Raw genomic sequence first — 25,206 nt, 5'->3', positions numbered from 1 at the left:
CCGCCGTGCGGGAGCCCTCAGCTCGGCGTGGTGCCCGTCTCGCAGGCCTCCGCGACGCGCTGGAGCGCCGCCGCCAGGGCTGTGAGATCGACCTCACCGAGCGGTGTGAAGACGCGCTGCCGGGCGCTCGCCAGGTGGGTCGGCCAGGCCTCGCGCAACCGCTCCAGCCCGGTGGCCGTCAGGGCGGCGTTCCACCCGCGGCCGTCCTCGGGGCACCGCTGACGCTCGACGAGCGAGAGCGCTTCGAGGCGCTGCACGATGCGCGTCATCCCGCTGAGCGACAGCGCCGCGCGATCGGCGAGATCGCTCATGCGGAGCTTGCGGTCGGGCGCCTCGGACAGGTGCACGAGGACGAGGTACTCGTTGCGGGACATGCGCTGCTCGCGCTCCAGGTCCGCGTCGAAGGCGCGAGGCATCGCGACCGCCGCGGCGGTGAAGGACCGGATGAAGGCCTCCTCGGCGTCGGTCAGCGGGGCGAGTCTCGGGGTCGGCGCGGTCTGGGGCATCCCCCCAGAGTACTTGTTTGACGAAGTACTTCGTCGTGTGGTTACTTGATTGCCGTAACAAGTACCCACTCTTCCCGGAGGTCTTCCATGGTCAAGATCGGCATCATCCTCGGCAGCACGCGTCCCGGCCGCAACGGCGAGCAGGTCGCCCGGTGGGTCCTCGACATCGCCAGCCGGCGGACCGACGCCGAGTTCGACCTGATCGACCTGCGCGACTACCCGCTGCCCCACCTCGACGAGACCATGCCCGCCTCCATGGGCCAGTACGAGAACGAGCACACCCTCGCCTGGGCCCGGAAGATCGACTCGTACGACGGCTTCATCATGGTCACGCCCGAGTACAACCACTCCACGTCCGGCGTCCTCAAGAACGCGCTCGACTTCGTGTACGCCGAGTGGAACAACAAGGCCGTCGGCTTCGTGTCCTACGGCTCGGTGGGCGGCGCCCGCGCCGTCGAGCACCTGCGTCTCATCGCCGGCGAGCTCCAGATGGCCGACGTCCGCCAGCAGGTCGCCCTCTCGCTCGCGACCGAGTTCGAGAACTTCTCCGTCTTCAAGCCCGGCGACTACAACCTGCCCGCCGTCGCGACCCTGCTCGACCAGGTCGTCGCATGGAGCGAGGCGCTCGTCCCGCTCCGCGAGGGCGCACGCACGGCCTGACCCGATGCATCACGGCCCGCGCGTCGCACGCTCCCGGCCCGACGGCGGCGCGCCCCCCGTCCGGACGGCTCGCCGCCCGCCCACCCCGTCAGGGCGACAGGGCCGGTCACCGCCGCCAGAACAGGTGGTGCACCACGCCGCTCGGGCTCGGGACGACGTCGAGGTGGAAGCGGTCGAGCAGCTCGTCGGGCGACTCCCAGAGCCGCACCCCCGTCCCGAGCGTCACGGGCGAGACGGCGACGTGCAGGGTGTCGACGAGGTCGGCGTCGAGGAACTGCCGGATCGTCGTCGCCCCGCCGCCCAGGCGGACGCCCTTCCCGTGCGCCGCCTCCCTGGCCAGCGCCAGGACCGAGGCCGCGTCGTCGTCGACGAAGTGGAACGTGGTGTCCCCGAGCGTGATCGACGGGCGCACGTGGTGCGTCATCACGAAGACCGGGGTGCGGAACGGCGGCTCGTCACCCCACCAGCCCTGCCAGTCGAGGTCCTCCCACGGGCCGCGCTGCGGACCGAACTTGTTGCGGCCCATGATCTCGGCACCGATGCCCCGGTCGTAGTCGCGCGTGAGGTAGTCGTCCAGGCCACGGCTCCCTCCCGGCTCGGTGCGCATGGGCCAGCTCGCCGTCGCGCCTGCCCACGCGAACAGGCGCTCGGGGTCGACGTGGCCGAACGGCCTCTCGAACGACTGGTCCTCGCCCGCCGCGATGCCGTCGCTCGAGACGTTGAAGTTCTGAACTCTCACCAGCTGGGGCACGTGCTCCTCCTCAGGTCGTCGACGTCCTGTCCGGGATGAGACGCGTCGGAGCGGCGAAAGTCATCGCTCCGGTCTCCGGGACGCTGCCCGGCCGTGTCGCTCACCGTGCGACGGCTGCACCCCTGGCCACGATCTCCGGCTCGCCCGTCGTCGCGGCACGGGATGGTACGTCGCTCATCGCAGCGTCCTCACTGGCGTGCCGGACACGGCAGCGCCCGTCGGGAGATGGATCCGCGTGCGGGGGATGCGGCCGGTCGCCGGTCGAGAAGCTCCGGAGGCTTCGGTCGCGTCCCTCGATGGTCGTACCGGGGCCCGGAGGCCGCAACACCTGGCGGGTCGTCGCCCCCGCGCTCAGAGCCCGTCGAGGAGGTCCCGCATCCGGTCGATCTCGCCGCCCTGGCCCGACGCCGTCTCGGCGGCGATCTCGTGCGCGAACAGGTCCTGACCGTCGACGAGCACGACGTCGACCATGTCGAGCGCGCCCCGGTGGTGCGCGATCATGCCCTCGAGGAAGAGCCGGTCGAACGTCGCGCCGCTCGCACCTGCGAGCGCCGCCATCTGCTCGTCGGTGAGCATCCCGACGACGGCCTCGCCGTGGCTCCCGTGCGTGCCGCCCGCCCCCTCGGGGACGCGCGGGCCCGTGCCGCCTGCGGCCTCCGCTCCCTCGGGCACCTCGACGTCGCGCGCCTGCAGCCACGACGCGAGCGCGTGGACCTCGGGCCCCTGCCCGGCGGTGACGCGCTCGGCGAAGGCGCGGACGGCGTCGGACTCCGCGCGGTCCGGCGCGAGCGCAGCGATCTCGAGGGCCTGCAGGTGGTGCTCGATCATCCCGGCGACGAACCCGACGTCCGCCTGGTTCCAGGAGCCCTCGGCCGGGGCGCCGTCGAAGTCCTCGGGCGAGACGGTCTCGTTGCCCTCGCCAGGCAGCCCGGGCTGGACGACGACGCTCGACGGCGTGGACGTCGGCACCGGGTCGCCCGTGCACCCCGAGACCGCGAGCGCCAGCCCGACGAGGACGAACCCGCAGGTCAGCCCTCGGGCGCCCGGACGGGTGCCGCTCGACCACCCTGCGTTTCCACCGGGAAAACTCCGCATCCGCACTGTTCCCTCCGTGTAAAACCTCGCCGGAACCATCCCGTTTAAGTGGTGCATGTCACATTTGCCGGTCAGAATGCGCAGAACCCTATCAAGGAGGTGTTTCCCTCGTGCATCGAAGAACGCACAGGCGCAAGAGCCGGGTACTGCTCGCCTCGTCCGTGGCCGCAACCCTCGCCGTCTCCTCGCTCGCGGTCGCATCGGCGGCGTACGCCGAACCGTCCGACGGATCTCCCGAGGCGGTGGCCGACCTCCTGGAGCAGGCCCCGTCCTCGCTCCCCGCACAACGCCTCGCTCCCCTCGCCCAGGCCACCGACGTCCTGGCCCCCGGGGAGATCGCCGGCAGCCCCAACCTGACCCTCGTCGCCAACATCCCCAAGAATGGCGCCTTCGCGCCCGAGGGGCAGTACAACAGCGACCTCGCCTTCCAGGGCCGCTACGCGTTCGCCGGCAACTACGGCGGGTTCACGGTCTACGACGTCGCCGACCCGACGAACCCGCAGCAGGTCGCGCAGGTCGTGTGCGCCGGGTCCCAGAACGACATCTCGGTCTACGGAGACCTGCTCGTCCTGAGCACCGACTCCTCACGCAGCAACGCCTCGTGCGACAACGTCGCCCAGAGCGCCACGATCAAGGACTCGTGGGAGGGCCTCAAGGTCTTCGACATCTCCGACCCGACGTCGCCGCGGTACGTGTCGGCCGTCGAGACCCAGTGCGGCTCGCACACGAACTCGCTCGCACCGTCGAAGGACGGCAAGGACCTGTTCGTGTACGTCTCGTCCTACTCCCCCAACGCCTCGTTCCCCGACTGCAAGCCGCCGCACGACCTCATCAGCGTCGTCCAGATCCCGGTCGACGACCCGGCGTCGGCCGAGCTCGTCTCGACCCCCGTCCTCTTCCCCGACGGCGGCAACCCGGGCGGCAACGGCTCGAGCACGACGTCGGGCTGCCACGACATCACGACCTACCCGTCGAAGGACATCGCGGCGGGCGCGTGCATGGGCGACGGCATCCTCATGGACATCTCCGACCGCGCGCACCCCGTGGTCACCGAGGTCGTCCGGGACACGACGAACTTCGCGTTCTGGCACTCGGCGACGTTCAACAACGCGGGCACCAAGGTCGTCTTCACCGACGAGCTCGGCGGCGGCGGCGCACCGACCTGCAACGCGACGGTCGGGCCCGAGAAGGGCGCCGACGCGATCTACGACATCGTCGACGGCCAGCTCGTGTTCAAGAGCTACTACAAGATCCCGCGCGAGCAGGCCGCGACCGAGAACTGCGTCGCGCACAACGGCTCGCTCATCCCCGTCCCGGGCCGCGACGTCATGGTCCAGGCCTGGTACCAGGGCGGCATCTCGGTGTGGGACTTCACGGACTCGGCCAACCCGGTCGAGATCGCGTGGTTCGACCGCGGCGCGCTGTCCCCCGACCGGCTGATCCTCGGCGGGTCGTGGTCGGCCTACTGGTACAACGGCGCGATCATCTCGAACGACATCCAGAAGGGCCTCGACGTCCTGCTGCTCGACGACCCGGTGACCAACGCCGCGAAGTCGGTCCTGACGGACGAGCTCAACCCCCAGGCCCAGCCGACGTACGTGGAGCCGGCCGCCTGGTCGAAGAAGACGGCCTACGCGGGCGGGGCGACCGTCACGTACGGCGGCGCCGTCTGGCGGGCCCAGTGGTGGACCTCTGGCCAGACTCCCGGGGACCCGTGGGGTCCGTGGGAGGAGATCGCGGGCGTCGACTCGAAGGGCGTCGGGGCGTGGAAGCCGACCCGCGTCTACTCCTCGGGCGACACCGTGACCCACGACGGCACCACGTACACCGCGAAGTGGTGGACGAGGAACCAGGTACCGGGCGACCGCTGGGGTCCGTGGGCGCCGCAGGGCTGACCTGCGTCGCGCCCGGGCTGCGGCTCGGGTGACCGCTGCCCGACGGCGCCGCTCGCCTCGCAGGTGAGCGGCGCCGTCGGGCACGGGGGTACGGGCGCGGAGCCGGGGGCGAGCGCTTCCCCGCTCGACAGGCCGACGCTACGGGAGGCGGGCGGCCACCCGGCCGAGCGTGAGCATCCCCGAAGCGCCGCCCGCGAGCTCGTGCCGCGCGGGCTCGAGCGCCTCGCGCGACCTCTCGGTCGCCCGCGGGTGCGCGGCGACCCTCGCGGCGTCCGCCACGAGGCTCCACAGCGCCTCGAGCAGAAGGCCCGCCGGAGGATCGGGGACGTCGTCCAGGAGCGTGGCCGCGGCGTCGGTCTCCCCGGCACGGGCATGACGGAGCGGCGCGAGCCACGGGTCGTAGGCACCGGCGTGGAGGTCGTCGAGCCGCGCGTCGTCGGCCCGGACGCCGACGAGAGCGAGGGGCAGGAGCCCCTCGGCGACACCGGGCATGCCCGCGTCGTCGAGACGTGCAGCGGCCTCGCGGTACCGGGCCTCCGCCGAGGGCTCCTGTCGGGCGGCGGCCCGGGCGGCGGCGTTCCAGCGGGTGAAGACCCGGGCGAGAGGGCGCTCGTGGCGGTCCGCGAGCGCGTCGACGGCCGACGCGAGCAGGGCCGCCTCCCCGAGGTCGCCGAGCGCGGTGGCGGACTGCATGCGGACGAGGAGACCGTGGAGGTGGAACGTCGGCAGGTCGTGGCGTCGGGCCAGGGCGACGACCTCGGCCGCGAGCTCGTCCCGCTCAGCGGCGAGCCCAGGCCTGTCGCAGCGCTGGACGACGGCGGCGCTCAGGGCGAAGCAGAGCAGCTCGGCGCTGCCGAGCTCGCGCGCGAGCCGGACGGCCTCGGCGGCGGACGCAGGCCCGGTCCTCGTGCGCGTCCCGCGGAGCTCGACGGCGACGACGGCGTGGAGGCGCGCACGCGCGGTCATCTCGTCCGCACCGAGCTCGTCGAGAGCACGGAGAGCCGCTGCGGCGACGGCAGCCGACGCGCCCTCGTCGTCGGACCGCGGCCAGATGCTCGGGACGTCGAACCCGCCGATGACTCGCGCTGCGAGGGCGGGATCGCCGAACCCGTCCACGGCGTCGACGATCTCGGAGCGCTGCCTGCGCGCCTCCACGAGACCGGTGCTGCCCGACACCGCCAGGGTGCGGAGCAGGCCGACCGTCGACTCGAGGCGCAGGCGGGAGTGGGCGTCGGTGATGCGCGCCGAGGCCTCGGCGACGCGAGCGAACGCGTCCACGTCCTCTCGTGGTCGTTCATGGCGGAGGATGCTCGTCCGCAACCCGTCGATCTCGCGCGACGGCTCGAGCCCCAGGGCGGCGAGACGTCCCCGGACGGCGTCGAGCGCCTCGAGAGCCTCGGCCGCCCGGCCGGAGTCGTCGAGAGCGCGGGCGAGCACCAGCGACGCACGCTCACGAAGAGGTGAGCGTACGAGCAGCTCACGCAGGGGCGGCACGGCCTCGTCGGGCCGACCGAGCGCGAGCAGAGCGGCAGCGCGGCGTTCGGTCGCGTCGTCGCGCAGCCCGGCGAGGCGCGCTCGTTCCTCGGCGGCCCAGATCGCGTCGCCCGCCTCTAGGTAGGGGGTGCCACGCCACAGCTCGAGCGCGGCCGCGAGCGAGCGTTCCGCCTCGCCCGGCGCGAGCCGGGCCGCGCGACCGGTGGCCCGTTCGAACCTGCGGCTGTCGATCGCGTCGTCAGGGAGCAGGAGCGCGTAGCCGTCGCCCGCCGTCGTGAGGATGCGCGCGGGCCGACGCGGCGGTCGGTCCGGTTCGAGCGCTAGCCGCAGATCGCCGACGAACGTGCGGATCGCGCCGGTCGCTCCCGACGGCGGATCCTCGCCCCACAGCGAGAGCGACAGCTCGGCGACGGAGACCGGGCGCCCACGGGCGGCGACGAGACGGCCGAGCAACGCCCTGTGCCGAGGACCTCGAAGGGCGAGCGGCGTGCCGTCGGCGAGGGCCCCGTCCGTCGGGCCGAGAACGCGAAGAGCCACGGTGCGCGACGGTTCGGCGGACGGCGGGCGGCGCATCCGTCCACCGTACGCGCACGCAGCGTGCTGATCCGTTGCTGATCGAGCGGCACGAGGCTGGAGGGACCGAACGACCTGAGGGATCTAGCGAAAGGAATCCTCATGACTCTCTCCATCCCCGGACTCACGACCCGACGACTGCGCGGAGCCGGTGGCGTCACCCTGAACGTCGCCGTCGGCGGGAACGGGCCGGCTATCGTGCTGCTGCACGGCTTCCCGGAGACTCACCTGATGTGGCGGCACGTCGCGGCAGACCTCGCCCGCGACCACACCGTGATCTGCCCCGACCTGCGCGGCTACGGAGCCAGCGACAAGCCGGCCGAGGCGGACGAGCACACCTACTCCAAGCGCACGATGGCCGCAGACGTCGTCGCGGTCGCCCGCACGCTCGGCGTCGAGCGGTTCGCGCTCGCCGGGCACGACCGCGGCGCCCTGGTCGCGATCCGGGCCGGCCTCGACCACCCCGACGCCGTCACCCACCTCGCGTCGCTCGACGTGCTGCCCACGCTCGACATGTGGGACATCCTGCGGGGCGCGGACGCCCAGGTCGCCTGGCACCTCTACCTCATGGCCCAACCAGCGGGCGTCCCCGAGCCGATGATCGCCGGGGCCGCCGACGCCTTCTTCTCCTCGTTCCTCGACGGCTGGACCTCGGACCCCGAGGCGATCCCCGCCGAGTACCGGGCCGAGTACCTCCGCGCGTCCCGGGAGGCGATCCCGTCGATCGTGGCCGACTACCGCGCCTCAGCGGGGATCGACATCGAGCACGACCGCGCGGACCGGGCCGCCGGTGCACGCCTGACGATGCCGACGCTCGTCATCCAGCAGGACTGGGGCGCCGCGCTCGGCTACGACGCGCAAGCCCTCTGGTCCGCCTGGTCGGAGGACCTCGTCCACAAGACCCTCGACGCGGGGCACTTCATGGCCGAGGAGTCACCCGAGCGCATCACCGCGGAGCTGCGCGAGCTGCTCGCGCGGTGAACGGACGTCGCGGGGCACGGCCGCTCGCCGTGCCCCGAGGGCGAGCGGTCACGCCACGTCGGCGTGCCGCGCAGATCGCTGGGCCGTCAGCGGCTGCAGGAGGGTCACCGCCCAGTTCGTGGGGCGGCGTACTCCGTGTCGGTGACGTGCTCGAGCCAGGTCGTGCTCTGGACCGGGTCGTCGGCGCCCTCCGAGATCGCGAGGTGCTCCATGAACGAGTCAGGGGCAGCGCCGTGCCAGTGCTGCTCACCCGGAGGGCAGTCCACCGTCTCGCCGGGCAGCGCCTGCACGACCTCGCCGTCACGGGTACCGACCAGCGCGACACCGGACGTGACGTGAAGGAACTGGCCGCGGGCGTGGACGTGCCAGGCGGTGCGTGCGCCAGGGGCGAAGCGAACGCGCCCGACGACGGTGCGTTGGTCACCGTCCTGCGGGCTGACGATCATGTCGAGCCAGACGTCCCCGGTGAACTGCGCGGCCGGGTTCTTCGTCGTGGAGGTCTGTGGCAGGACACGCATCAGCGATCTTCTCCTCGAGACGTGGACGGGGACGGGGACGGGGAGGGGGCGGGGCGTTCCTCGTGCTCGCGGGTCGCGGCCCACGACGCGAGGAGCTTGAGCCCGTCGTCGGACGGGGACCCCGGGACCGCGGTGTACACGTTGAGCTGCAACCCGTCGTCCGCGGGCAGGACCAGCGCCTCGTAGTCGAGCTCGAGCCTGCCGACCGCCGGGTGGTGGAAGACCTTGGTGCCCGTGCGGTGGAGCCGCACGTCGTGCGACGCCCACAGTCGACGAAAGTCCTCGCTGCGTGTCGACAGCTCGCCGACGAGCGCCGTGAGAGCGGTGTCGTACGGGTTCTTGCCCGCCTCGGCACGCAGGATCGCGACCGCGTCGTGCGCGATGCGGTCGTACCGGTCCCCCCAGAACGCCTGGGCCGCCTCCGGGTCGAGGAACTGGAACCGGGCACTGTTGACCGGCCTCTTCGCGATCCGCTCGGGCGACTCGTAGATGGGTGAGTACAGGGCCCGACCCAGCGTGTTCGCCCCGAGCACGTCGAGCCGACCGTTCCGTACGAACGCCGGCGCGCCGTCCATCGCGTCCAGGATCCGCTGAACCGCCGGGCGCAGGACGGGCGCAGAGGTGCGCCTGGCGCGTGATCGGGCAGCCCCGGACTGGTTCGCCGAGCGGGCGAGGTCGAACAGGTGGTGGTGCTCGGCCTCGTCGAGCTGCAGCGCCTGGGACAGCGCCTCGAGGACCTCCTCGGACACTCCGCCCAGGTTCCCGCGCTCGAGCCGCGTGTAGTAGTCGACGCTGACCCCCGCGAGCATCGCGACCTCCTCACGGCGCAGGCCCGGTACACGTCGGTTGCCGCCATAGGCGGGCAGGCCAGCGCGCTCGGGGGTGATGCGCGCCCGCCGACTGGTGAGGAACTCGCGGGTCTCGGCCTTCAGGTCCATGTCTTCGACGGTACGGCCGACGCCCTGCTTCTGGGAGGTTCTGCTGGTACCCGGAACACCCAGGACTCCCGCGCCCGCCCGCGAGAGCGTTCGCTGGCGTCATGACCAGCGCTCCCTCAGCCACCGCTCCTGCCCGACGGTCGTCCGCCTCCTCCCGTCCGACGCGCGGAGGGACGACAGCCGTCCTGGCGATCATCCTGGTCGGGTACTTCATGGTGATCCTCGACAACTCGATCGTCATCACCGGGCTGCCGCACATCCGTGACGAGCTCGCACTGACCACCGGAGCCGTGGCCTGGGTGCAGGACGCCTACCTCCTCACGTTCGGTGGTCTGCTGCTCCTGGGCGCACGAGCCGGTGACGTCCTAGGGCGGCGACGCATGTTCGTCGCCGGCCTGGCTCTGTTCACCCTCGCCTCGGTCGCCGTCGGGCTCGCCCCGACAGGCGAGGTCCTCGTCACGGCCAGGGCCGTGCAGGGTGTGGGAGCGGCCGTCCTGGCACCGTCGACCCTCGCGCTGCTGACCGCGAGCTTCCCCGAAGGCCCCGAGCGCACGCGTGCGACCGCGGCCTACGGGGCGGTCGCCGGGATCGGCGCGAGCGTGGGCCTGGTGGCCGGTGGACTGCTCGCCGACCTGGTGTCCTGGCGTGCGGGCTTCCTGGTGAACCTGCCCATCGGCATCCTCATGCTCGTCGCCGGGCTGCGCGTCCTGCCCGAGACACCGCGCTCGCCCGGCCGGTTCGACGTCCCGGGCGCCCTGCTCGCCACCGCCGGTCCCGCAGCGCTCGTGTACGGGTTCGTGCGCGCTGCCGAGGACGGCTGGACCTCCCCGGTGACGCTCCCCGCGATCGGTGCCGGAGCCCTGCTCGTCGGCGGGCTCGTCGCCGTCGAGCGCACGGCCCGCCAGCCGGTCATGCCCCTGACACTCTTCGCGAGCCGAGAACGCGTCGGGGCGTACACCGCCCGCATGCTCTTCATCGGCGCGATGATGGGCTTCTTCCTGCTCACGAGCCAGTACCTGCAGGACGAGCGCGGGTTCTCCGCCCTGACCGCCGGGCTCGCCTTCTTCCCCATGACGGTCGTGAACTTCGTCGTCGCCCTCGCCGTCCCGCGCCTGCAACGGCGCACCAGCGGCCCGCTGCTGCTCGTGACCGGGCTCGTGCTGGCCACTGCCGGCATGGGCTGGCTCGCCACCGTCGACGCCACCACCTCGTACGCGCTGGGCGTCGCCCTGCCCATGACCCTGATCGGTGCCGGCCAGGGCCTGGCGTTCGGACCCCTCACCGCGTCGGGTATCGCCGGGGTCGAGCCTGCGCAGGCCGGCGCCGCGTCCGGCGTCGTGAACTCCGTGCACCAGCTCGGCGGCGCCCTGGGGATGAGCCTCGTGCTCGCCGTCTCCAGCACCTACCCCTCGGCGATGCTCGTCGGCGCGGTCCTGCTCGGCGCAGCACTGCTGGCCGCTGTCCTCCTCGTCCTCCCCCGCGCACCCAGGCCCTCCTGAGCGGGGTACCAGCAGGACCTGCCTCATCCGGCAGACACCTCCTAGCGTGAAAGGCATGACGACGAACCCGATCCCCACCCTGACGCTGAACAACGGCAACGAGATGCCCGCCCTCGGGTACGGCGTCTTCCAGACGCCCCCGCAGGAGACCGTCGACGTGGTCACCGAAGCGCTGCGTACCGGCTACCGGCACATCGACACCGCCGCCGCCTACGGCAACGAGCGCGAGGTCGGCCGCGCGATCGCCGGATCCGGCCTCGAGCGCGACGAGATCTTCGTCGAGACGAAGGTCTGGATCAGCGACTACGGCTACGACGCGACGCTGCACGCGTTCGACAAGTCCGCCGGCAAGCTCGGGATCGAGACCATCGACCTGCTGATCCTGCACCAGGCGCTGCCGAGCCGGTTCGACCTGACGATCGAGGCCTACAGGGCACTGGAGACGCTGCTCGCCGACGGCAAGGTCCGAGCGATCGGCGTCAGCAACTTCATGCCCGACCACCTGACCTCCCTCCTCGAGGCCACCACGGTGGTCCCGGCCGTCAACCAGATCGAGGTCCACCCCTACTTCCAGCAGAAGGGCCTCCAGGAGCTGCACGCCGAGCACGACATCCTCACCCAGGCCTGGTCGCCGATCGGCGGCATCACGTTCTACCCCGGCTACGGCGAGGAACGTCGCAGCACCCTCGCGGACCCGACGATCGGCCAGATCGCCACCGCGCACGGCAGGACACCCGCGCAGGTGATGCTGCGCTGGCACCTGCAGCAGGGCCGCTCCGCGATCCCCAAGTCCGTCACCCCCGCGCGCATCGCGGAGAACTTCGCCGTCACCGACTTCGAGCTCACGGGCGACGAGCTGGCCGCGCTCGACGCCCTGGACACGGGCGTCCGCGGCGGTCCCGACCCCGAGGCCATCACGCTCGAGACCTTCGGTCGCGAGATCCCCGAAGCCTGAGCACCGGCGCCCGCGGCGCGGCGCCGCTGAACCACCATTTTCCCTGAACCATCCCCGCACCACCGAGAGGCACCACCTCATGCGAGCAACACTCATGTACGGCGCCGGAGACGTCCGCATCGAGACCGTCCCCGACCCCGTCCTCCAGCAGCCCACCGACGCCATCGTGCGCGTCGTGCGGGCCTGCGTCTGCGGGTCGGACCTGCACCCCTACCACTCCATGCGTGGCTCGACCCAGGGCAACCCGATGGGCCACGAGCTCATCGGCGTCGTCGAGGAGACCGGCAGCGCCGTGACGAAGGTCAAGAAGGGCGACTTCGTCATCGCCCCGTTCGCGTTCTCCGACAACACCTGCGTGTTCTGCCGTGAGGGCTTCCAGACCTCTTGCGTGCACGGCGGCTGGTACGGCTCCCCCGAGACCGGTGGCCTGCAGGCCGAGGTCGCCCGCATCCCGCTGGCCGACGGCAGCCTCGTCGTCGTCCCCGACGTCGACCCGGCGACCGCCGACGAGGGACTGCTGAACTCCCTGCTCACCCTGTCCGACGTGTACCTGACCGGGTACCACGCGGCACACATGGCACAGGTCGAGGCGGGCCAGATCGTCACCGTGATCGGTGACGGTGCTGTCGGTTTGTCCGCCGTGCTCGCCGCCAAGCAGCTCGGCGCGGAGCGGATCATCCTCATGGGCCACCACGCCGCGCGCACCGACCTGGGGCGTGAGTTCGGCGCGACCGACGTCGTCGCGGAGCGTGGCGCCGAGGGCATCGGGAAGGTCATGGACCTCACCGGGGGTGAAGGTTCGCACGCCGTGCTCGAAGCCGTGGGCCACATGCCCGCCTACGAGCAGGCCTACGGCGTCGTACGCCCCGGCGGGATCATCTCCCGCGTCGGCGTTCCCCAGTACGAGGACGCCCCCGTCGGGTTCGGGTCCTTGTTCGGCAAGAACGCACGCCTCGCCGGCGGCCCCGCCCCGGTCCGGGCTTACCAGGAGGCCGCGATCGCCCAGGTCCTCGCCGGGGAGATCAACCCGGGCAAGGTGTTCGACGCGACCCTGCCGCTCGAGGACGTCGCCGAGGCCTACCGCCTCATGGACTCCCGCGAGTCCCTCAAGGTCGCGCTGCGGCCCTGACCACCGAGGGTGGGCGCCCCGGCGCCCACCCTCTCCCCCGTCTGTGTCCCCGACCCCGCCCCGAGGAGTGGTCATGGCCCCCACGCCGTCCGCACGCGCCCACCGCGACGAGCTGTTCCCCGACCACCTCTCGACGCTCGCCCGGACCGACCCCGAGCTCGTCGAGTACCTCGACAGCTTCGCGTTCGACGAGGTGCAGCGCGACGCCCCCCTGCCGGTGCGCACCAGGCTCATGGTCCAGCTCGATGCGATGTACGCGAACGCGCCGCAGGACGTGCAGCACATCCAGCGGTACCTGTCCGCGAACTGCTTCGGTGACCACTACACCCGCGACGGGGTCGAACTGGAGCTCCGCCGACCTGGCGGCCATCGGCGCCGACGGCGAGCTGCGCGTCGCCGCGCACCGCCCCGACAGGACGCTGCGTATCCCCCGCATCGTGTGGCACGTCGTCGTGGACGACCATCTGTACATCCGCTCCGTGCGCGGCGTCGACGGCGCCTGGTACCGCGGTGTGCAGCGCACCGGCACCGGCCAGATCGACTCCGGCGGAGTCCGCGCCGACGTGACCTTCGTCCGCGACGACAGCCACGACGACGCCATCGACTCCGCCTACCGCGCCAAGTACGGCAACGGCTCGGCCGTCGACCACATCACGGCACCCGGCGCGCGGGCCACCACGCTGCGCGTCGAGTCGGCCTGACAACCTGCCGATCCGAGCGCCGCAGCCAGCCCCGAGGTGGCGACCCTGCTCTTCGGCGCGTGCTGCGCGTGCCCGACGGCGCAGCGCACCTCGGTGACCGGGCGCGGATCGTCTACGGCCCGGCGCTGTTCAGGGTCGTCGGCCTGCTCGTCGGTGTCGGAGCGGGCGTGGCTGCGCGAGACGGGGGTGTACGCCGCGGGATGCACGAGCGGCTCGCGGTAATCGTCCAGGCTAACCTAGGTTAGATTGGACGAGTGACGATCAAGATCTACGCCCTGAGTGTCCTGCGGAACGGCCCGGCCCACGGCTACGAGCTCAAGAGCCGGATACGGCGCCCGTCGATCGCGCCGGTCAACAACAACTCGCTCTACCCGGCCCTCAAGCAGCTGGAGCGCGACGGAGCGGTGACCAAGTCTGTCGAGCAGCAGGAAGGGCGCCCGGCGCGCAACGTCTACGCCATCACCGAGACCGGCCGCGGCATGCTCCACGACCTCGTGTCCACACTGCCGCGCGAGCTGGCGAGCGACGACGAGGAGTTCTTGCTCCGCGTCAGCTTCTTCGACGAGCTCCCGGTACCGTCGCGCCTCGGCGTCCTGGGAGTGCGACGGCAGATCGTCGAGCACGCACTCTCTCAGGTCCGGGGCCTCCTGGCCGAGGCCCCGCGGGACCCGGCCCTGCCATGGCGGCGCCGCGCACAGGAACAACTCGTCGATCGCCTCACCCAGGAGCTGCGCTGGCTCGACGACCTGCGCAACGAGGCGGAACGGTCGTGACCGTCGACGGCGCGGACACACGCCCCGGTGCCACGAGGATCGGGCGAGCAGCACGCTATGGACTGCTCATCGGCCCGTCCCTCAGCATGCTCGACTCGAGCATCGTCAACGTCGCGGTACCGGACATCGCCCAAGACCTCCGCGCCGGGCTCGACACGGTCCACTGGGTCGTCTCCGGGTATCTGTTGTCCCTCGCAGTAGGACTGGCACTGACCGCGTACGCCTCACACCGCTTCGGCACGATGCGTGTCTACCTGGTCAGCATGGCGCTGTTCGTCGCCACCTCTGCCGTGTGCGCCGTGGCCCCGAGCATCGAGCTGCTCGTCACCGCTCGGGTCGTGCAGGGCTTTGTCGGCGCTCCCCTGGTCCCGCTGGCACTGAGCATCCTGATGGGCAAGGACGGCCTGAGCGGTGGCAAGGTCCCGGTCTCTGCCGCTGTGGTGCTGTTCCTTGCTCCCGCCCTCGGACCGTCGCTCGGAGGCCTTCTGATCGGCGCCGGAGGGTGGCGGTGGGTCTTCCTGGTCAACGTACCGGTGGGCGCGGCCGGACTGCTGCTCGCGCTGCGCCTGCGCCACCTCGGAACGCGGGCAAGGGCCGAGGCCCGGTTCGACCCGATCGGGTTCCTCTTGCTTTCGGCCGGTCTGGTGACCACGCTCCTCGGGGCCACGCGCGGCTCCGCCAGTGGATGGGGCAGCCCCGCACCGCTGTCATTGGTCGTCGCAGGGATCGGGCTGCTCGCCGCGTACGTCAGAACCGCGTCCCGGCGAAAGGACCCGCCGGTACGTCTCGACGTCATCCGAAGCAGTCAGTCGCTCCTCGCGCTGGTGCTTCAGGTGCTCGCCTCGGTCATCGCCTTCGGGACCGTGTTCCTGATACCGGTGTTCACCCAGCAGGTGCAAGGGCACACCGCTCTCGCCACGGGGCTCGCCCTGATCCCCCAGGGCATCGTCATGGGCCTGGGAACTGCACTAGGTCAGCGCATCTCGACACACATCCCACTCCGGACCCTGGTGACGCTCGGGTTCGCCGCGCTCGCCGCGTCGAGTGGCGTGATGCTGCTGCTCACGGACGACACACCGTTGTGGGTCACCGCGATCATGCTGTGCGGCCGCGCCCTCGCCGCGGGATTCGTCACGACGCCGCTCCTCGCCGCCTTCCTCGCACCACTCGGCGAGAACGACCTTGCCGACGGCAACACGCTCTACAACATCACCCAGCGGCTCGGCGGTGCGGTCGGAGTAGGCATCCTCGGCTCGATGGTCGCGACGGGCGCACACAGCGGTGCGGCACTCGCCGCGTTCCACCAGGTGGGCGCCGTGCTCGTAGCGCTCGCACTCGCAGCGGCCGTCCTGGCCCGGTCGTTGACCCGCGCATGAGGAGGCCCGCGGCAGCCTCGTCACCTTTGACTGAAGGCACCCGCGTCGGCATGTCGGACGAAGGCAGCTACGAGCTGCACGTCACCGAGGAGTGTAAGCACCGAACGACGCGCGAAATCCTGGTTTGGTGCCCACCGTCGGATACAGCAGCGTCAGACCTGCATGTCCACGAACCGCGCGTAGTGCCCCTGGAACGCCACGGTGATCGTGTCGGTGGGGCCGTTACGGTGCTTGGCCACGATCAGGTCGGCCTCGCCGGCTCGCGGGGACTCCTTCTCGTAGGCGTCCTCGCGGTGGAGCAGGATGACCATGTCGGCGTCCTGCTCGATGCTGTTGTGGACGGCGATGCCGTTGGCGACGAAGTTGTGGGTCCCGACGACGGTCGCGTCGTAGACCGGCTTCTCGCCCTCGGGGGTGATCGACACGACCTCGTCCCACAACAGGTCGTTGACCGCCATGATCTCGAGCTCCTCGCTGCCGAGGACGTCCGCGATCTTCCCGAGACGCTGCCGTGAGGGAGACGCCTTGAACATCGTGCTCCCGCTGTACTGCGTCCCCATGGCCTCGGCGAACTTCCGGTGCGACATGCCGCGCTCCTCGAGGAGCACACGGACGTCGTCCCACACCTGGCGCGGCACGGTGTCGACGTCGGTGTTCGCGCGGGTGTCCCGGATGATCTCGAGGAGCCGCTCGGCGGCGGCCCCGCGCTGACCGTGGACCCCGATCTCCTGGAGGAAGCGCCGCTGGTCGTCCACGCCGGAGATGTCGAGCGTGTACCCGGTCGGGTACGCGCCCTTGGGGGTGGCCGTCCGCAGCCGGGTGGAGATGCCGAAGCGCAGCAGCAGGCGGGACAGTCCGTCGACGAGCTGTCGTGAGGTCGAGGCGTAGTAGATGCGGCCGCTGCGGCCGTTCGCGTTGACGGTCACCGAACCGTCGGTCGCCCAGATGTGCCGGACGAAGAGCGCGATCTGCTCCTTCGGCAGGTGGAACACGGTCGAGGGCACGAACTTCTCGTGGCTCCGCGCCCCGAAGAGACCCAGGTCGTCGAGCCACTCGGCCACGGGGTTCCGCTTGCCCCGGGCGAGCCGGTTCGGCGCGGGGAGCCGCAGCGTGGTGCAGCGGGCGACCGCGTACTCGTCGCGGATCGGGGTGATACCGAAGGCACCCGCGGCCTCCGAGACGACCGCGAGGTTCTTCTCGTCGATCGACGCGTAGCGGATGGGTTGACGCTTGACGAACGAGCCGTCGCCCAACATGTGGGCGAGCATGACGACCTTGCGGTCGTCCCACGCGACGTTCTGCTCCGGGCCGGGGACGTGGCGCGGAACGCCGAGGCGCGAGCCCACCTGCAGCTCGCCCAGCGGCGTCCAGCCCTCGTAGGTGAGGAACGGGTGGTTCGCGGTCGCGCTGATCTCCTTGCCCGAGGCCAGCTTGAGGCGGAACGTCTCGCGCGTCCCGGTGGGGAACACGTGCGTGAGGTGGCGTCGCACGTACTGGAGGCGCTCGTTGAGCGCCCACACAGGCACGTCCTTGGCACCCAGCGCGTAGAGCTCGCCCATCGTGGTCTCGGCGCCCGTGTCCGCTCGCAGGATCTTGGTGTCCTCGGTGAGGCAGCCCGACTCACGCAGGTCGCTCATGGCCGGCTTCTTGTCCGTGCGCTGCTCAGCGCCACGGTTCAGCTGCGAGATCGCGATGACCGGCACCTCGAGCTCCTTCGCGAGGAGCTTGAGCGCACGGGAGAACTCGGAGACCTCCTGCTGTCGGGACTCGACGCGCTTGCCCGACGTCATGAGCTGGAGGTAGTCGATCACGACGAGCTTGAGGTCGTGCTTCTGCTTGAGCCGTCGGCACTTGGCGCGGATCTCCATGAGCGACATGTTGGGCGAGTCGTCGATGAAGAGCGGCGCCTCGGAGATCTTGCCCATGGTGCCGGCAAGCTTCTGCCAGTCGTCCTCCCCCATGGAGCCGTTGCGCATCTTCTGCAGGTGGATGCGTGCCTCGGCGGCCAACAGACGCATCGTGATCTCGTTGCGGCTCATCTCGAGCGAGAACACGACGGACGTCATGTTGTGCTTTATGGAAGCACTCCTAACAATATCGATTCCCAGCGTCGACTTGCCGATCGCCGGACGTGCCGCGATCACGATCATCTGCCCGGGGTGCAGCCCGTTGGTCAGCCGGTCGAGGTCGGCGAACCCCGTCGGGACCCCCACCATGCCTTCGCCGCGGTGCCCGGCGGCCTCGATCTCGTCGACGGTCCCGCCGATGACCTCGCCCAGGACGATGTAGTCCTCGGCGGTGCGTCGCTCGGTGACGGCGTAGACCTCGGCCTGCGCGTTGTTCACGACGTCGTCGACGTCGCCGCCGTCGGTCGCGTAGCCGAGCTGGACGATGCGGGTCCCGGCCTCGACGAGGCGGCGCAGCACGGCCCGCTCGCGCACGATGCGCGCGTAGTAGCCGGCGTTGGCCGCGGTGGGGACCATGGCCATGAGGTCGTGGATGTAGGGCGCGCCGCCGATCCGGCCCAGCTCGCCGCGGCGCGTGAGCTCGGCGACGACCGTGATGGCGTCGGCGGGCTCGCCACGGCCGTAGAGGTCGATGATGACGTCGTAGATCGACTCGTGCGCCGGCTTGTAGAAGTCGGTGCCGCGGATCTGCTCGATCACGTCCGCGATGGCGTCCTTGGACAGGAGCATGCCGCCGAGGACGCTCTGCTCGGCCGCGATGTCCTGCGGCGGGGTGCGGTCGAACCCGGGACCGCCGCTGCCTGCGGGTGGTCCGAAGCTCGACTCGAGCTCGTCGATCGACATGCGGGCCCCTCACTCCCCCGGCATGGCCGGGTATCGTCCTGCGTCGCACATCTGTTCTACTCCGGCCCACCGACACGTCCTGAGCCCGCGTCGTCGAGGGGTGTCGTGTGGTGCTGCACCGTCGACCGTCCGTAGGCCCGAGCATGCACGACTCAGCGACAGTAGATCGCGCTTCCATCCCCCGCAAACGACCCTGTTCACAGAGGTGTGGACAGCCTGTGGACAGACCCCGCCAGCCTGTTCACAGGCATGTGGACAACCATGTGGACAACTGACGAGTTGTCCCCTGTACACGTCCATGAGCAGCCTGTTCACTAGGCTCAGGGGTGTGGACGAAAGAAATTCCGGCGACACGCCGAACGCACGCCAGCCTGCTCCCGGTCAGCCCACCGACGCCGATCGTTCACCCCGTTCACCCGAGGGCCGCTCCCCGGCCCCCGAGGAGGGACCGCACCGGCCGCCGTCGTCCACAGGCGACGCTCCCCCGAGCCGTCGTCTCATCGACAAGCAGATCCTGGCCCTCGCGGTCCCTGCCCTGGGGGCGCTCGTCGCGGAGCCGATCTTCGTGCTCGTGGACAGCGCCGTCGTCGGGCACCTGGGGACCGCCGAGCTGGCCGGGCTCTCCCTGGCCTCCACGGTCCTGCTGACCCTCGTGGGGCTGTGCGTCTTCCTGGCGTACGCGACCACCGCGGCCGTGGCCCGGCGCATCGGCGCGGGCCATCGTCGCGAAGCCCTCCAGTCGGGGATCGACGGCATGTGGCTCGCGCTGGGCCTGGGCCTGGTGCTCGCGGCGACCCTGTGGATAGGGGGTGGCTGGGCGATCGGCGCGATGGGCGGCACGGGCGAGGTCGCCGAGCACGCGCTGGTGTACCTGCGGTGGTCGGGCCTGGGCCTTCCGGGCATGCTCGTCGTCCTGGCGTCCACGGGCGTGCTGCGCGGCCTGCAGGACACCCGCACGCCCCTCTACGTCGCCGCGGGCGGCGCGACGTTCAACGCGGTCCTCAACGTCGTCCTCGTGTACGGCGTGGGACTGGGGATCGCGGGCTCGGGCATCGGGACGGCCGTCGCGCAGCTCACCATGGGCGCGGTGCTCGGCGTCGTCGTCGTGCGTGGTGCCCGACGCGAGGGCGCGTCGCTGCGCCCCGCCGCGGGCGGCATCTGGTCCAACGCGCGTGCGGGCGCGCCGCTGTTCGTCCGCACGCTCTCGCTGCGCCTCGCGATCCTCCTGACGGTCTTCGTCGCGACCGGGCTCGGCGAGGTCACCCTCGCGGGCTACCAGGTGGTCGCGTCGGTGTGGGGGCTCGCGGCGTTCGCGCTCGACGCCCTCGCGATCGCCGCGCAGGCCCTCGTGGGCCACGGCCTGGGCGCGGGTGACCGGTCGCACGTCCGTTCGGTCCTGCGCCGCACGCTCCAGTGGGGCGTCGGCGCGGGCGCATCGCTGGGCCTCGTGATGGCCGTGGGCGGCTGGTGGTTCGCGCTGTTCTTCACGTCCGACCCCGACGTCCGCACGGCCGTCGCCCTCGGCATGGCCGTGTGCGGCCTGCTGCTGCCCATGGCGGGGTGGGTGTTCGTCCTGGACGGCGTGCTCATCGGCGCCGGGGACGGCCGCTACCTCGCGTGGGCGGGCATGGTCACGTTCGTCGTGTACGTGCCGTTCGCGCTGGCGGTCCGGGCTCTCGCGCCCGACGGCGCCGCGGGCCTCGCGTGGTTGTGGGCGGCCTTCGCGGGGGTCTTCATGGCGGCGCGCGCCCTGACCACGGGGCTGCGTGCGCGCAGCGACCGGTGGATGGTCACCGGGGCGTGAACGGACCTGTCAGAACGAGCGAGGCCCAGAGGCCACGCTCGTTCTGACAGAGCGGTCCAGCGGAACGCCGACGGCCCGGCCCCCTCCGCAGAGGGGACCGGGCCGTCGGGTGAGATCTCCGATCCATCCATCCCTCACGGGACAGGGGCGATCAGTCGATCAGGCAGCCACCACGTTGACCGCGATGTTCGCCGAGACCTCGGCGTGCAGGCGGATGGTGACCGTGTACGAACCGGTCGACTTGATCGGCTGGCCGATCTCGATCTTGCGCTTGTCGACGGACGGGCCGCCGGCAGCCTTCACGGCCTCGGCGATGTCACCGGTGGTGACGGCACCGAACAGACGGCCGCCCTGGCCCGCCTTGGCCTGCACGACGACAGGCTTCGACTGCAGCGAGTCGCGCGTCGCCTTGGCCTCGTCGAGCGTCGCGATCTCGCGAGCCTTCCGAGCCTTGCGGATCGCAGAGATCTGCGACTCGGCACCCTTGGACCATCCGGTCGCCAGGCCACGGGGCACGAGGAAGTTACGGGCGTACCCGTCCTTGACCTCGACCACGTCGCCGGGCTCGCCCAGGCCGGTGACCTCGTGGGTCAGAATGAGCTTTGCCATGTTCTATCCCCTCTCGATCAGCGTGCGGACGACGAGTACGGCAGGAGCGCCATCTCGCGAGCGTTCTTGACGGCACGTGCGATCTGACGCTGCTCCTGGACGGAGACGCCGGTCACGCGACGGGCACGGATCTTCCCGCGGTCGGAGATGAACTTCCGCAGCAGGGTCGTGTCCTTGTAGTCGACCGACTCGATCTTCGCCGACTTCAGGGGGTTGGACTTCTTCTTGGGCTTGCGCACCACTGGCTTCGCCATGGTGTTGCTCCTTCACAAGGTGCTATCCCCGGCCGGGGTGGGTGCCGTCGTCGGGCACCTGCCCTGCCGGGAAGGGTTTGTCTGGGGTGAGCGGTGACTAGAAGGGGGGCTCGTCCGAGAACGAGGACCCACCCGACGACGCGGGGCCAGCCGTGGCCCACGGGTCGTCGTTGTTCTGCTGGCCACCGCCGGAAGCGCTGAAACCACCGCCGCTCGAAGCGCCGCCGCCGCCGAAACCGCCGCCACCGCCGAAGTTGCCGCCACCCGAGCGCTGGGCCCGGGTGACCTTCGCGGAGGCGTACTTCAGGGAAGGACCGATCTCCTCCACCTGCAGCTCGACGACCGTGCGCTTCTCCCCCTCGCGGGTCTCGTACGAACGCTGGACCAGACGGCCCTGAACAACCACGCGCATGCCCTTGGTCAAGGACTCGGCGACGTTCTCCGCGGCCTCGCGCCAGATCGAGCAGCGCATGAACAGCGTGTCGCCGTCCTTCCACTCGTTGCTCTGGCGGTCGAAGGTGCGCGGCGTGGACGCCACGGTGAAGTTGGCGACGGCAGCCCCTGCGGGGGTGAAGCGAAGCTCCGGGTCCCCGGTCAGGTTTCCGACCACCGTGATGACGGTTTCACCAGCCATGCCAGCTCCTCATTGTTCGTTGCGTATCGAAGAAACTTCGAAGGGGATGACCCCCGTCCGCGGACATCCCACCACGTGCCACTGACGGCGCCCATGAGGACGCGCAGAGCACCGGGACGGCGCGAGGGAAGTCAGACGTGCGAGGCGATCAGCGAGCGTCGGTGCGCAGGACCTTCGTGCGCAGGACGACCTCGTTGAGGCCGAGCTGACGGTCCAGCTCCTTGGCCGTGTCCGGCGTCGAGGTGAAGTCGACGACGGCGTAGATGCCCTCGGACTTCTTGTTGATCTCGAAGGACAGGCGGCGACGGCCCCAGATGTCCACCTTGTCGACAGTGCCACCGTCGGTCTTGATGACCGTCAGGTACTTGTCGAGCGACGGAGCAACGGTGCGCTCCTCGATCTCGGGGTCGAGGATGATCATCAATTCGTACTGACGCATGCGGTTAACCCACCTCCTGCGGACTCAGCGGTCACGGTCTCTCCGTGACAGGAGGGTTGTGCGTCGCTGTGCCGTCCCCGCACTGATGGCAGCACGGATCGAGACACAGCAAGATCCCAAGGTACCCGGTCAGGGCCGGGGTCGGGAAATCTGGGGGACGAGACGGCTCCGGCGGCGCCACGTGCGTGCCGCCGCCGGAGCCCGGGCTAGTTGCCCCTGCCTCCGCCGTTGCCCTGGCCGGCCGACGCGTCCCCGCCCTCCGGCGGGACCGGCGGGACCGACGGGTTGGGCGTGGGCGTCGGTGTCGGCGTCGGGTTGGGCGCACTGGGCTTGGGGCCCTTCGACAGGACGATCGAGACGCGGGAGCCGGGTTCGACCTGCTTGCCACCGGGGGCGCGGATCACCACGCCCGGCGGCTGGTCGGACCAGTCCTCCGTGAAGCTCACCTCGAGCCCGAGGCCCGCCAGGATCTGCGCGACGTCGTCCTTCGACCTGCCCACGAGGTCGGTCGGGACCGTCGCCAGCTCGGGGACCACGGGGTCGGGCTCGACGGGCTCGTCGACCGGCGGGATCTCGGTGGGCTCCTCGCTGGGGGTCTCGGTCGGGATCGGCTTCTTGGGCGTGTACTTGGGGAACTCCTGGACCTCCGCGTACTGCGGGAGCGCGAGCACGCCCTCCATGTACGAGGTCCAGGCCTCGACGGGCCACGTGCCACCTGTGATGGCCGGGTTGCGCCCCGTGGCCCACTTGCCGAACGGGGTGATCGACTCCTGGGCGTGCGTCTCGTCGTTCGTCTGGTAGAGACCCACGACGGTCGCGAGCTGCGGCACGTAGCCGGCGAACCAGGCGGACTTGTTGTCGTTCGAGGTGCCCGTCTTGCCGGCGACCGGGCGTCCCACGGCCTTGGCAAACTGGCCCGAACCGCCCTTCTGCTCGACGACCTGGGTCATCGCGTAGGTCGCGGCGGCCATGACGTCGGGCTCGAAGACCTTCCCGTTCCGGCCCGCGGGCTCCCAGATCTCCGCGTCGTTGCTCAGCATCTTGACCGACTGCACCACGTGCGGCGTCGACTCGTAACCCTGGGCGGCGAACGTCGCGTATGCGTGCGTGATGTCGAGTGCTCGCACCGAAGCAGAGCCCAGCACGTTGGACGGGACCGCCGCGAGGTCCTGGGTGTTCTCGGGGATGCCGGCGCGGATCGCGACCTCCTTGGTCGCCTCGGGACCGACCTCCATGTTGAGCGCCGCATACACGGTGTTGACCGAGTTCGCGGTCGCCTTCACCAGGTCGATCTGGCCGTACCCGTAGTTCCCGAAGTTGACGACCTTTCGGTCCCCGTCGTAGAAGCCGGGAACCTGGATCCCGTTCTCGCCGTCGTACCGGGCAGACAGGTCGATGCCCTTCTCCAGAGCGGCGACGAGGGTGAACGGCTTGAAGGTCGAGCCGGCCTGTGCCACTCCTCGCGTGGCCGAGTTGTACTGCTTCGTGACGAAGTCAGGCCCGCCGTACACGGCCTTGACCGCACCGTCGGCCGGGTCGATCGAGACGATCGACGGCTTGAGGTTCGGCGACGCCGGGTGGTCCCCCTCGCGGGGGATGGTGGTCTCGGCGGTCTGGACCGCCATGGCCTGCATGTCCTTGTCGATCGTCGTGGTGATCTTGTAGCCCTTGACCTCGAGGTCACCCTCGTCTTTCCCGGCAGCGGCCCACTCGTTCTTCACCAGCTCCAGCAGGTAGCCCGCCTGGCCGCCCTTGGAGTTGGCCTGGACCTTGTCCTTGACCTCGGGGAAGGCCGCCTCCGCCTTCTCGGCAGCGGTGATGTACCCCTGATCGGCCATGCGGTTGATCACGCGCTCCCACTTCTGCTGCGCGATCTCAGGGCTGACGGCGGGGTCGTAGTTCGTCGGGTTCGGGATGATCGCCGTGATCATCGCCGCCTGGGAGATGGTGAGCTCCGACGCCGGGATGCCGAAGTACGTCTGCGCCGCGGCCTCGATCCCGTGCGCGCCACGACCGAAGTAGATGGTGTTGAGGTAGTTCCCGAGGATCTGCTCCTTCGGCTGCTGCTGCGTCAGGCGCAGGGCGAGCATGGCCTCGCGGAACTTGCCCGCGTAGCTGGAGATCGTCTCGTCGGAGTAGTAGCGCTCGGCGTACTGCTGGGTGATGGTCGAGGCACCCTGTCGGGCGCCGCCCGAGAGGTTGTTCAGGAGGGCGCGCCCCATGCCCTTGATGTCGATCCCGGAGTTCTCCCAGAAGGTGGCGTCCTCCGACGCGACGACGGAGTTGCCGACGTACTTCGGGAGCGTCTCGAACGGGACGATCACACGGTTCTCGGTGAGGAAGTTCCCGATCTCCGTCACGCCGTCGGAGTAGTAGACCGTCGTCTTCTGCTGCTTGGCGTAGGCAGCCTCTGCGGGGACCGTGGTGGTGGCGTAGGCCGCGATGAACACTCCGGCGACCAGCGCGACGCCGGCCAGGAACGTCCCGAGCAGGACGCGCCACGACGGGAGCCAGCGGCGGAATCCCTTGACGTGGGACCGGGGGTAGTTGAAGAAGCGGCGCTTGCGCGCCGTGGTGCCCGTGCGCGCCGTGCCTCCGGTGCGCGCCGTGCCCTTCGTCTGCCTCGCGGAGCTCGCCACGGTTCACCTTCCTCTGGGGGTCACTTCAGGTCCGGACCGGACCGCGCTGCGCCCAGGGGGGAGGGCGACGGGGACGCGGGACATGCATCGGACCACCCTGAACAATAGGCCGTCAGCCCGTGAGGACAAGGACCTGCACAGGGGGAGGAGCATTGTTTCGCCACAGCCCCGCG

At 70.7% G+C, this 25,206-nt stretch carries 22 protein-coding genes; 10 read left to right on the top strand and 12 right to left on the bottom strand.

All coding sequences use genetic code 11. The annotated features are described in order from the left end of the window. Positions 1 to 17: 17 nt before the first annotated feature. A complete protein-coding gene (locus WFH32_RS15305) occupies positions 18 to 506 on the bottom strand; it encodes a MarR family winged helix-turn-helix transcriptional regulator (RefSeq protein WP_336708184.1) in 489 nt (162 codons plus the stop codon). Between the two features lie 87 nt (positions 507 to 593). Between WFH32_RS15305 and WFH32_RS15300 the strand changes: the two genes are divergently transcribed. After that, the gene (locus tag WFH32_RS15300; protein ID WP_138827034.1) at positions 594 to 1,166 is read left to right on the top strand and encodes an NADPH-dependent FMN reductase; all 573 of its coding nucleotides are present in this window, start codon (positions 594 to 596) and stop codon (positions 1,164 to 1,166) included. Between the two features lie 106 nt (positions 1,167 to 1,272). On the opposite strand, the gene WFH32_RS15295 is transcribed toward WFH32_RS15300, so the two are convergent. After that, complete coding sequence (locus tag WFH32_RS15295) at positions 1,273 to 1,917, bottom strand: dihydrofolate reductase family protein (RefSeq protein ID WP_191794737.1); 645 nt, start codon at positions 1,915 to 1,917, stop codon at positions 1,273 to 1,275. Between the two features lie 351 nt (positions 1,918 to 2,268). Further along, entirely contained in the window at positions 2,269 to 3,012 is a 744-nt protein-coding gene (locus WFH32_RS15290; protein WP_336708183.1) for a DUF305 domain-containing protein, read from the bottom strand. Positions 3,013 to 3,173: 161 nt separating this feature from the next. Here WFH32_RS15290 and WFH32_RS15285 point away from each other — a divergent pair, with 161 nt between their 5' ends. Next, positions 3,174 to 4,907: a carbohydrate-binding protein gene (locus tag WFH32_RS15285; RefSeq protein ID WP_225227662.1), complete on the top strand. Its 1,734-nt coding sequence runs from the start codon at positions 3,174 to 3,176 to the stop codon at positions 4,905 to 4,907. Between the two features lie 138 nt (positions 4,908 to 5,045). Here WFH32_RS15285 and WFH32_RS15280 read toward each other — a convergent pair whose 3' ends face one another. Continuing rightward, positions 5,046 to 6,938 carry an AfsR/SARP family transcriptional regulator gene (locus tag WFH32_RS15280; protein ID WP_336708182.1) on the bottom strand — a complete coding sequence of 631 codons (1,893 nt, stop codon included), beginning with the start codon at positions 6,936 to 6,938 and terminating at the stop codon, positions 5,046 to 5,048. Positions 6,939 to 7,076: 138 nt separating this feature from the next. Between WFH32_RS15280 and WFH32_RS15275 the strand changes: the two genes are divergently transcribed. Continuing rightward, positions 7,077 to 7,955, top strand: coding sequence for an alpha/beta fold hydrolase (locus WFH32_RS15275; protein ID WP_336708181.1), 879 nt, complete (start codon positions 7,077 to 7,079; stop codon positions 7,953 to 7,955). A gap of 104 nt (positions 7,956 to 8,059) precedes the next feature. Here WFH32_RS15275 and WFH32_RS15270 read toward each other — a convergent pair whose 3' ends face one another. After that, the gene (locus WFH32_RS15270) at positions 8,060 to 8,473 is read right to left on the bottom strand and encodes a (R)-mandelonitrile lyase (protein ID WP_336708180.1); all 414 of its coding nucleotides are present in this window, start codon (positions 8,471 to 8,473) and stop codon (positions 8,060 to 8,062) included. Beyond that, the gene (locus WFH32_RS15265; protein ID WP_336708179.1) at positions 8,473 to 9,411 is read right to left on the bottom strand and encodes a helix-turn-helix transcriptional regulator; all 939 of its coding nucleotides are present in this window, start codon (positions 9,409 to 9,411) and stop codon (positions 8,473 to 8,475) included. Before WFH32_RS15265 ends, WFH32_RS15270 begins: the two co-directional genes overlap by 1 nt. Before the next feature lie 101 nt (positions 9,412 to 9,512). Here WFH32_RS15265 and WFH32_RS15260 point away from each other — a divergent pair, with 101 nt between their 5' ends. From WFH32_RS15260 to WFH32_RS15235, 6 genes are all read left to right on the top strand, one after another. Continuing rightward, a complete protein-coding gene (locus tag WFH32_RS15260; RefSeq protein WP_336708178.1) occupies positions 9,513 to 10,910 on the top strand; it encodes an MFS transporter in 1,398 nt (465 codons plus the stop codon). A 55-nt stretch (positions 10,911 to 10,965) separates the two neighbouring features. Further along, complete coding sequence (locus tag WFH32_RS15255) at positions 10,966 to 11,865, top strand: aldo/keto reductase (RefSeq protein ID WP_336708177.1); 900 nt, start codon at positions 10,966 to 10,968, stop codon at positions 11,863 to 11,865. A 79-nt stretch (positions 11,866 to 11,944) separates the two neighbouring features. After that, positions 11,945 to 12,994 (top strand): zinc-binding dehydrogenase, encoded by a 1,050-nt coding sequence (locus tag WFH32_RS15250; RefSeq protein WP_336708176.1) that lies wholly within the window; start codon positions 11,945 to 11,947, stop codon positions 12,992 to 12,994. A gap of 314 nt (positions 12,995 to 13,308) precedes the next feature. After that, on the top strand, positions 13,309 to 13,695 hold the full coding sequence (locus WFH32_RS15245) for a DUF2255 family protein (protein ID WP_336708174.1): 387 nt from the start codon (positions 13,309 to 13,311) through the stop codon (positions 13,693 to 13,695). Positions 13,696 to 13,949: 254 nt separating this feature from the next. Then, positions 13,950 to 14,468, top strand: a complete 519-nt coding sequence (locus WFH32_RS15240) for a PadR family transcriptional regulator (protein WP_191794717.1) — start codon at positions 13,950 to 13,952, stop codon at positions 14,466 to 14,468. After that, positions 14,375 to 15,844, top strand: coding sequence for a DHA2 family efflux MFS transporter permease subunit (locus tag WFH32_RS15235; protein WP_336708173.1), 1,470 nt, complete (start codon positions 14,375 to 14,377; stop codon positions 15,842 to 15,844). Before WFH32_RS15240 ends, WFH32_RS15235 begins: the two co-directional genes overlap by 94 nt. Positions 15,845 to 15,996: 152 nt before the next feature. On the opposite strand, the gene WFH32_RS15230 is transcribed toward WFH32_RS15235, so the two are convergent. Continuing rightward, entirely contained in the window at positions 15,997 to 18,654 is a 2,658-nt protein-coding gene (locus WFH32_RS15230; RefSeq protein WP_336708172.1) for a replicative DNA helicase, read from the bottom strand. Positions 18,655 to 18,952: 298 nt separating this feature from the next. Here WFH32_RS15230 and WFH32_RS15225 point away from each other — a divergent pair, with 298 nt between their 5' ends. Continuing rightward, entirely contained in the window at positions 18,953 to 20,458 is a 1,506-nt protein-coding gene (locus tag WFH32_RS15225; protein ID WP_336708170.1) for an MATE family efflux transporter, read from the top strand. Positions 20,459 to 20,617: 159 nt separating this feature from the next. On the opposite strand, the gene rplI is transcribed toward WFH32_RS15225, so the two are convergent. The 5 genes from rplI to WFH32_RS15200 all read right to left on the bottom strand — a co-directional run bounded on the left by rplI (position 20,618) and on the right by WFH32_RS15200 (position 25,033). After that, on the bottom strand, positions 20,618 to 21,067 hold the full coding sequence (rplI, locus tag WFH32_RS15220) for a 50S ribosomal protein L9 (protein WP_138827012.1): 450 nt from the start codon (positions 21,065 to 21,067) through the stop codon (positions 20,618 to 20,620). Positions 21,068 to 21,084: 17 nt separating this feature from the next. Further along, complete coding sequence (gene rpsR / locus WFH32_RS15215) at positions 21,085 to 21,321, bottom strand: 30S ribosomal protein S18 (RefSeq protein WP_030152654.1); 237 nt, start codon at positions 21,319 to 21,321, stop codon at positions 21,085 to 21,087. A gap of 97 nt (positions 21,322 to 21,418) precedes the next feature. Continuing rightward, complete coding sequence (locus tag WFH32_RS15210) at positions 21,419 to 21,955, bottom strand: single-stranded DNA-binding protein (RefSeq protein WP_191791218.1); 537 nt, start codon at positions 21,953 to 21,955, stop codon at positions 21,419 to 21,421. A 148-nt stretch (positions 21,956 to 22,103) separates the two neighbouring features. Further along, positions 22,104 to 22,394 carry a 30S ribosomal protein S6 gene (gene rpsF / locus WFH32_RS15205; protein WP_336708165.1) on the bottom strand — a complete coding sequence of 97 codons (291 nt, stop codon included), beginning with the start codon at positions 22,392 to 22,394 and terminating at the stop codon, positions 22,104 to 22,106. Positions 22,395 to 22,600: 206 nt separating this feature from the next. Beyond that, positions 22,601 to 25,033 carry a transglycosylase domain-containing protein gene (locus WFH32_RS15200; RefSeq protein WP_336708164.1) on the bottom strand — a complete coding sequence of 811 codons (2,433 nt, stop codon included), beginning with the start codon at positions 25,031 to 25,033 and terminating at the stop codon, positions 22,601 to 22,603. Positions 25,034 to 25,206: the final 173 nt, after the last annotated feature.

Origin of the sequence: Oerskovia sp. USHLN155 (assembly GCF_037145535.1) — a bacterium.
Taxonomy (GTDB): Bacteria; Actinomycetota; Actinomycetes; order Actinomycetales; family Cellulomonadaceae; genus Oerskovia; species Oerskovia rustica.
The sequence above is the reverse complement of the archived record's forward strand: the minus strand, read 5'-3'. Positions and strand labels throughout refer to the sequence as shown.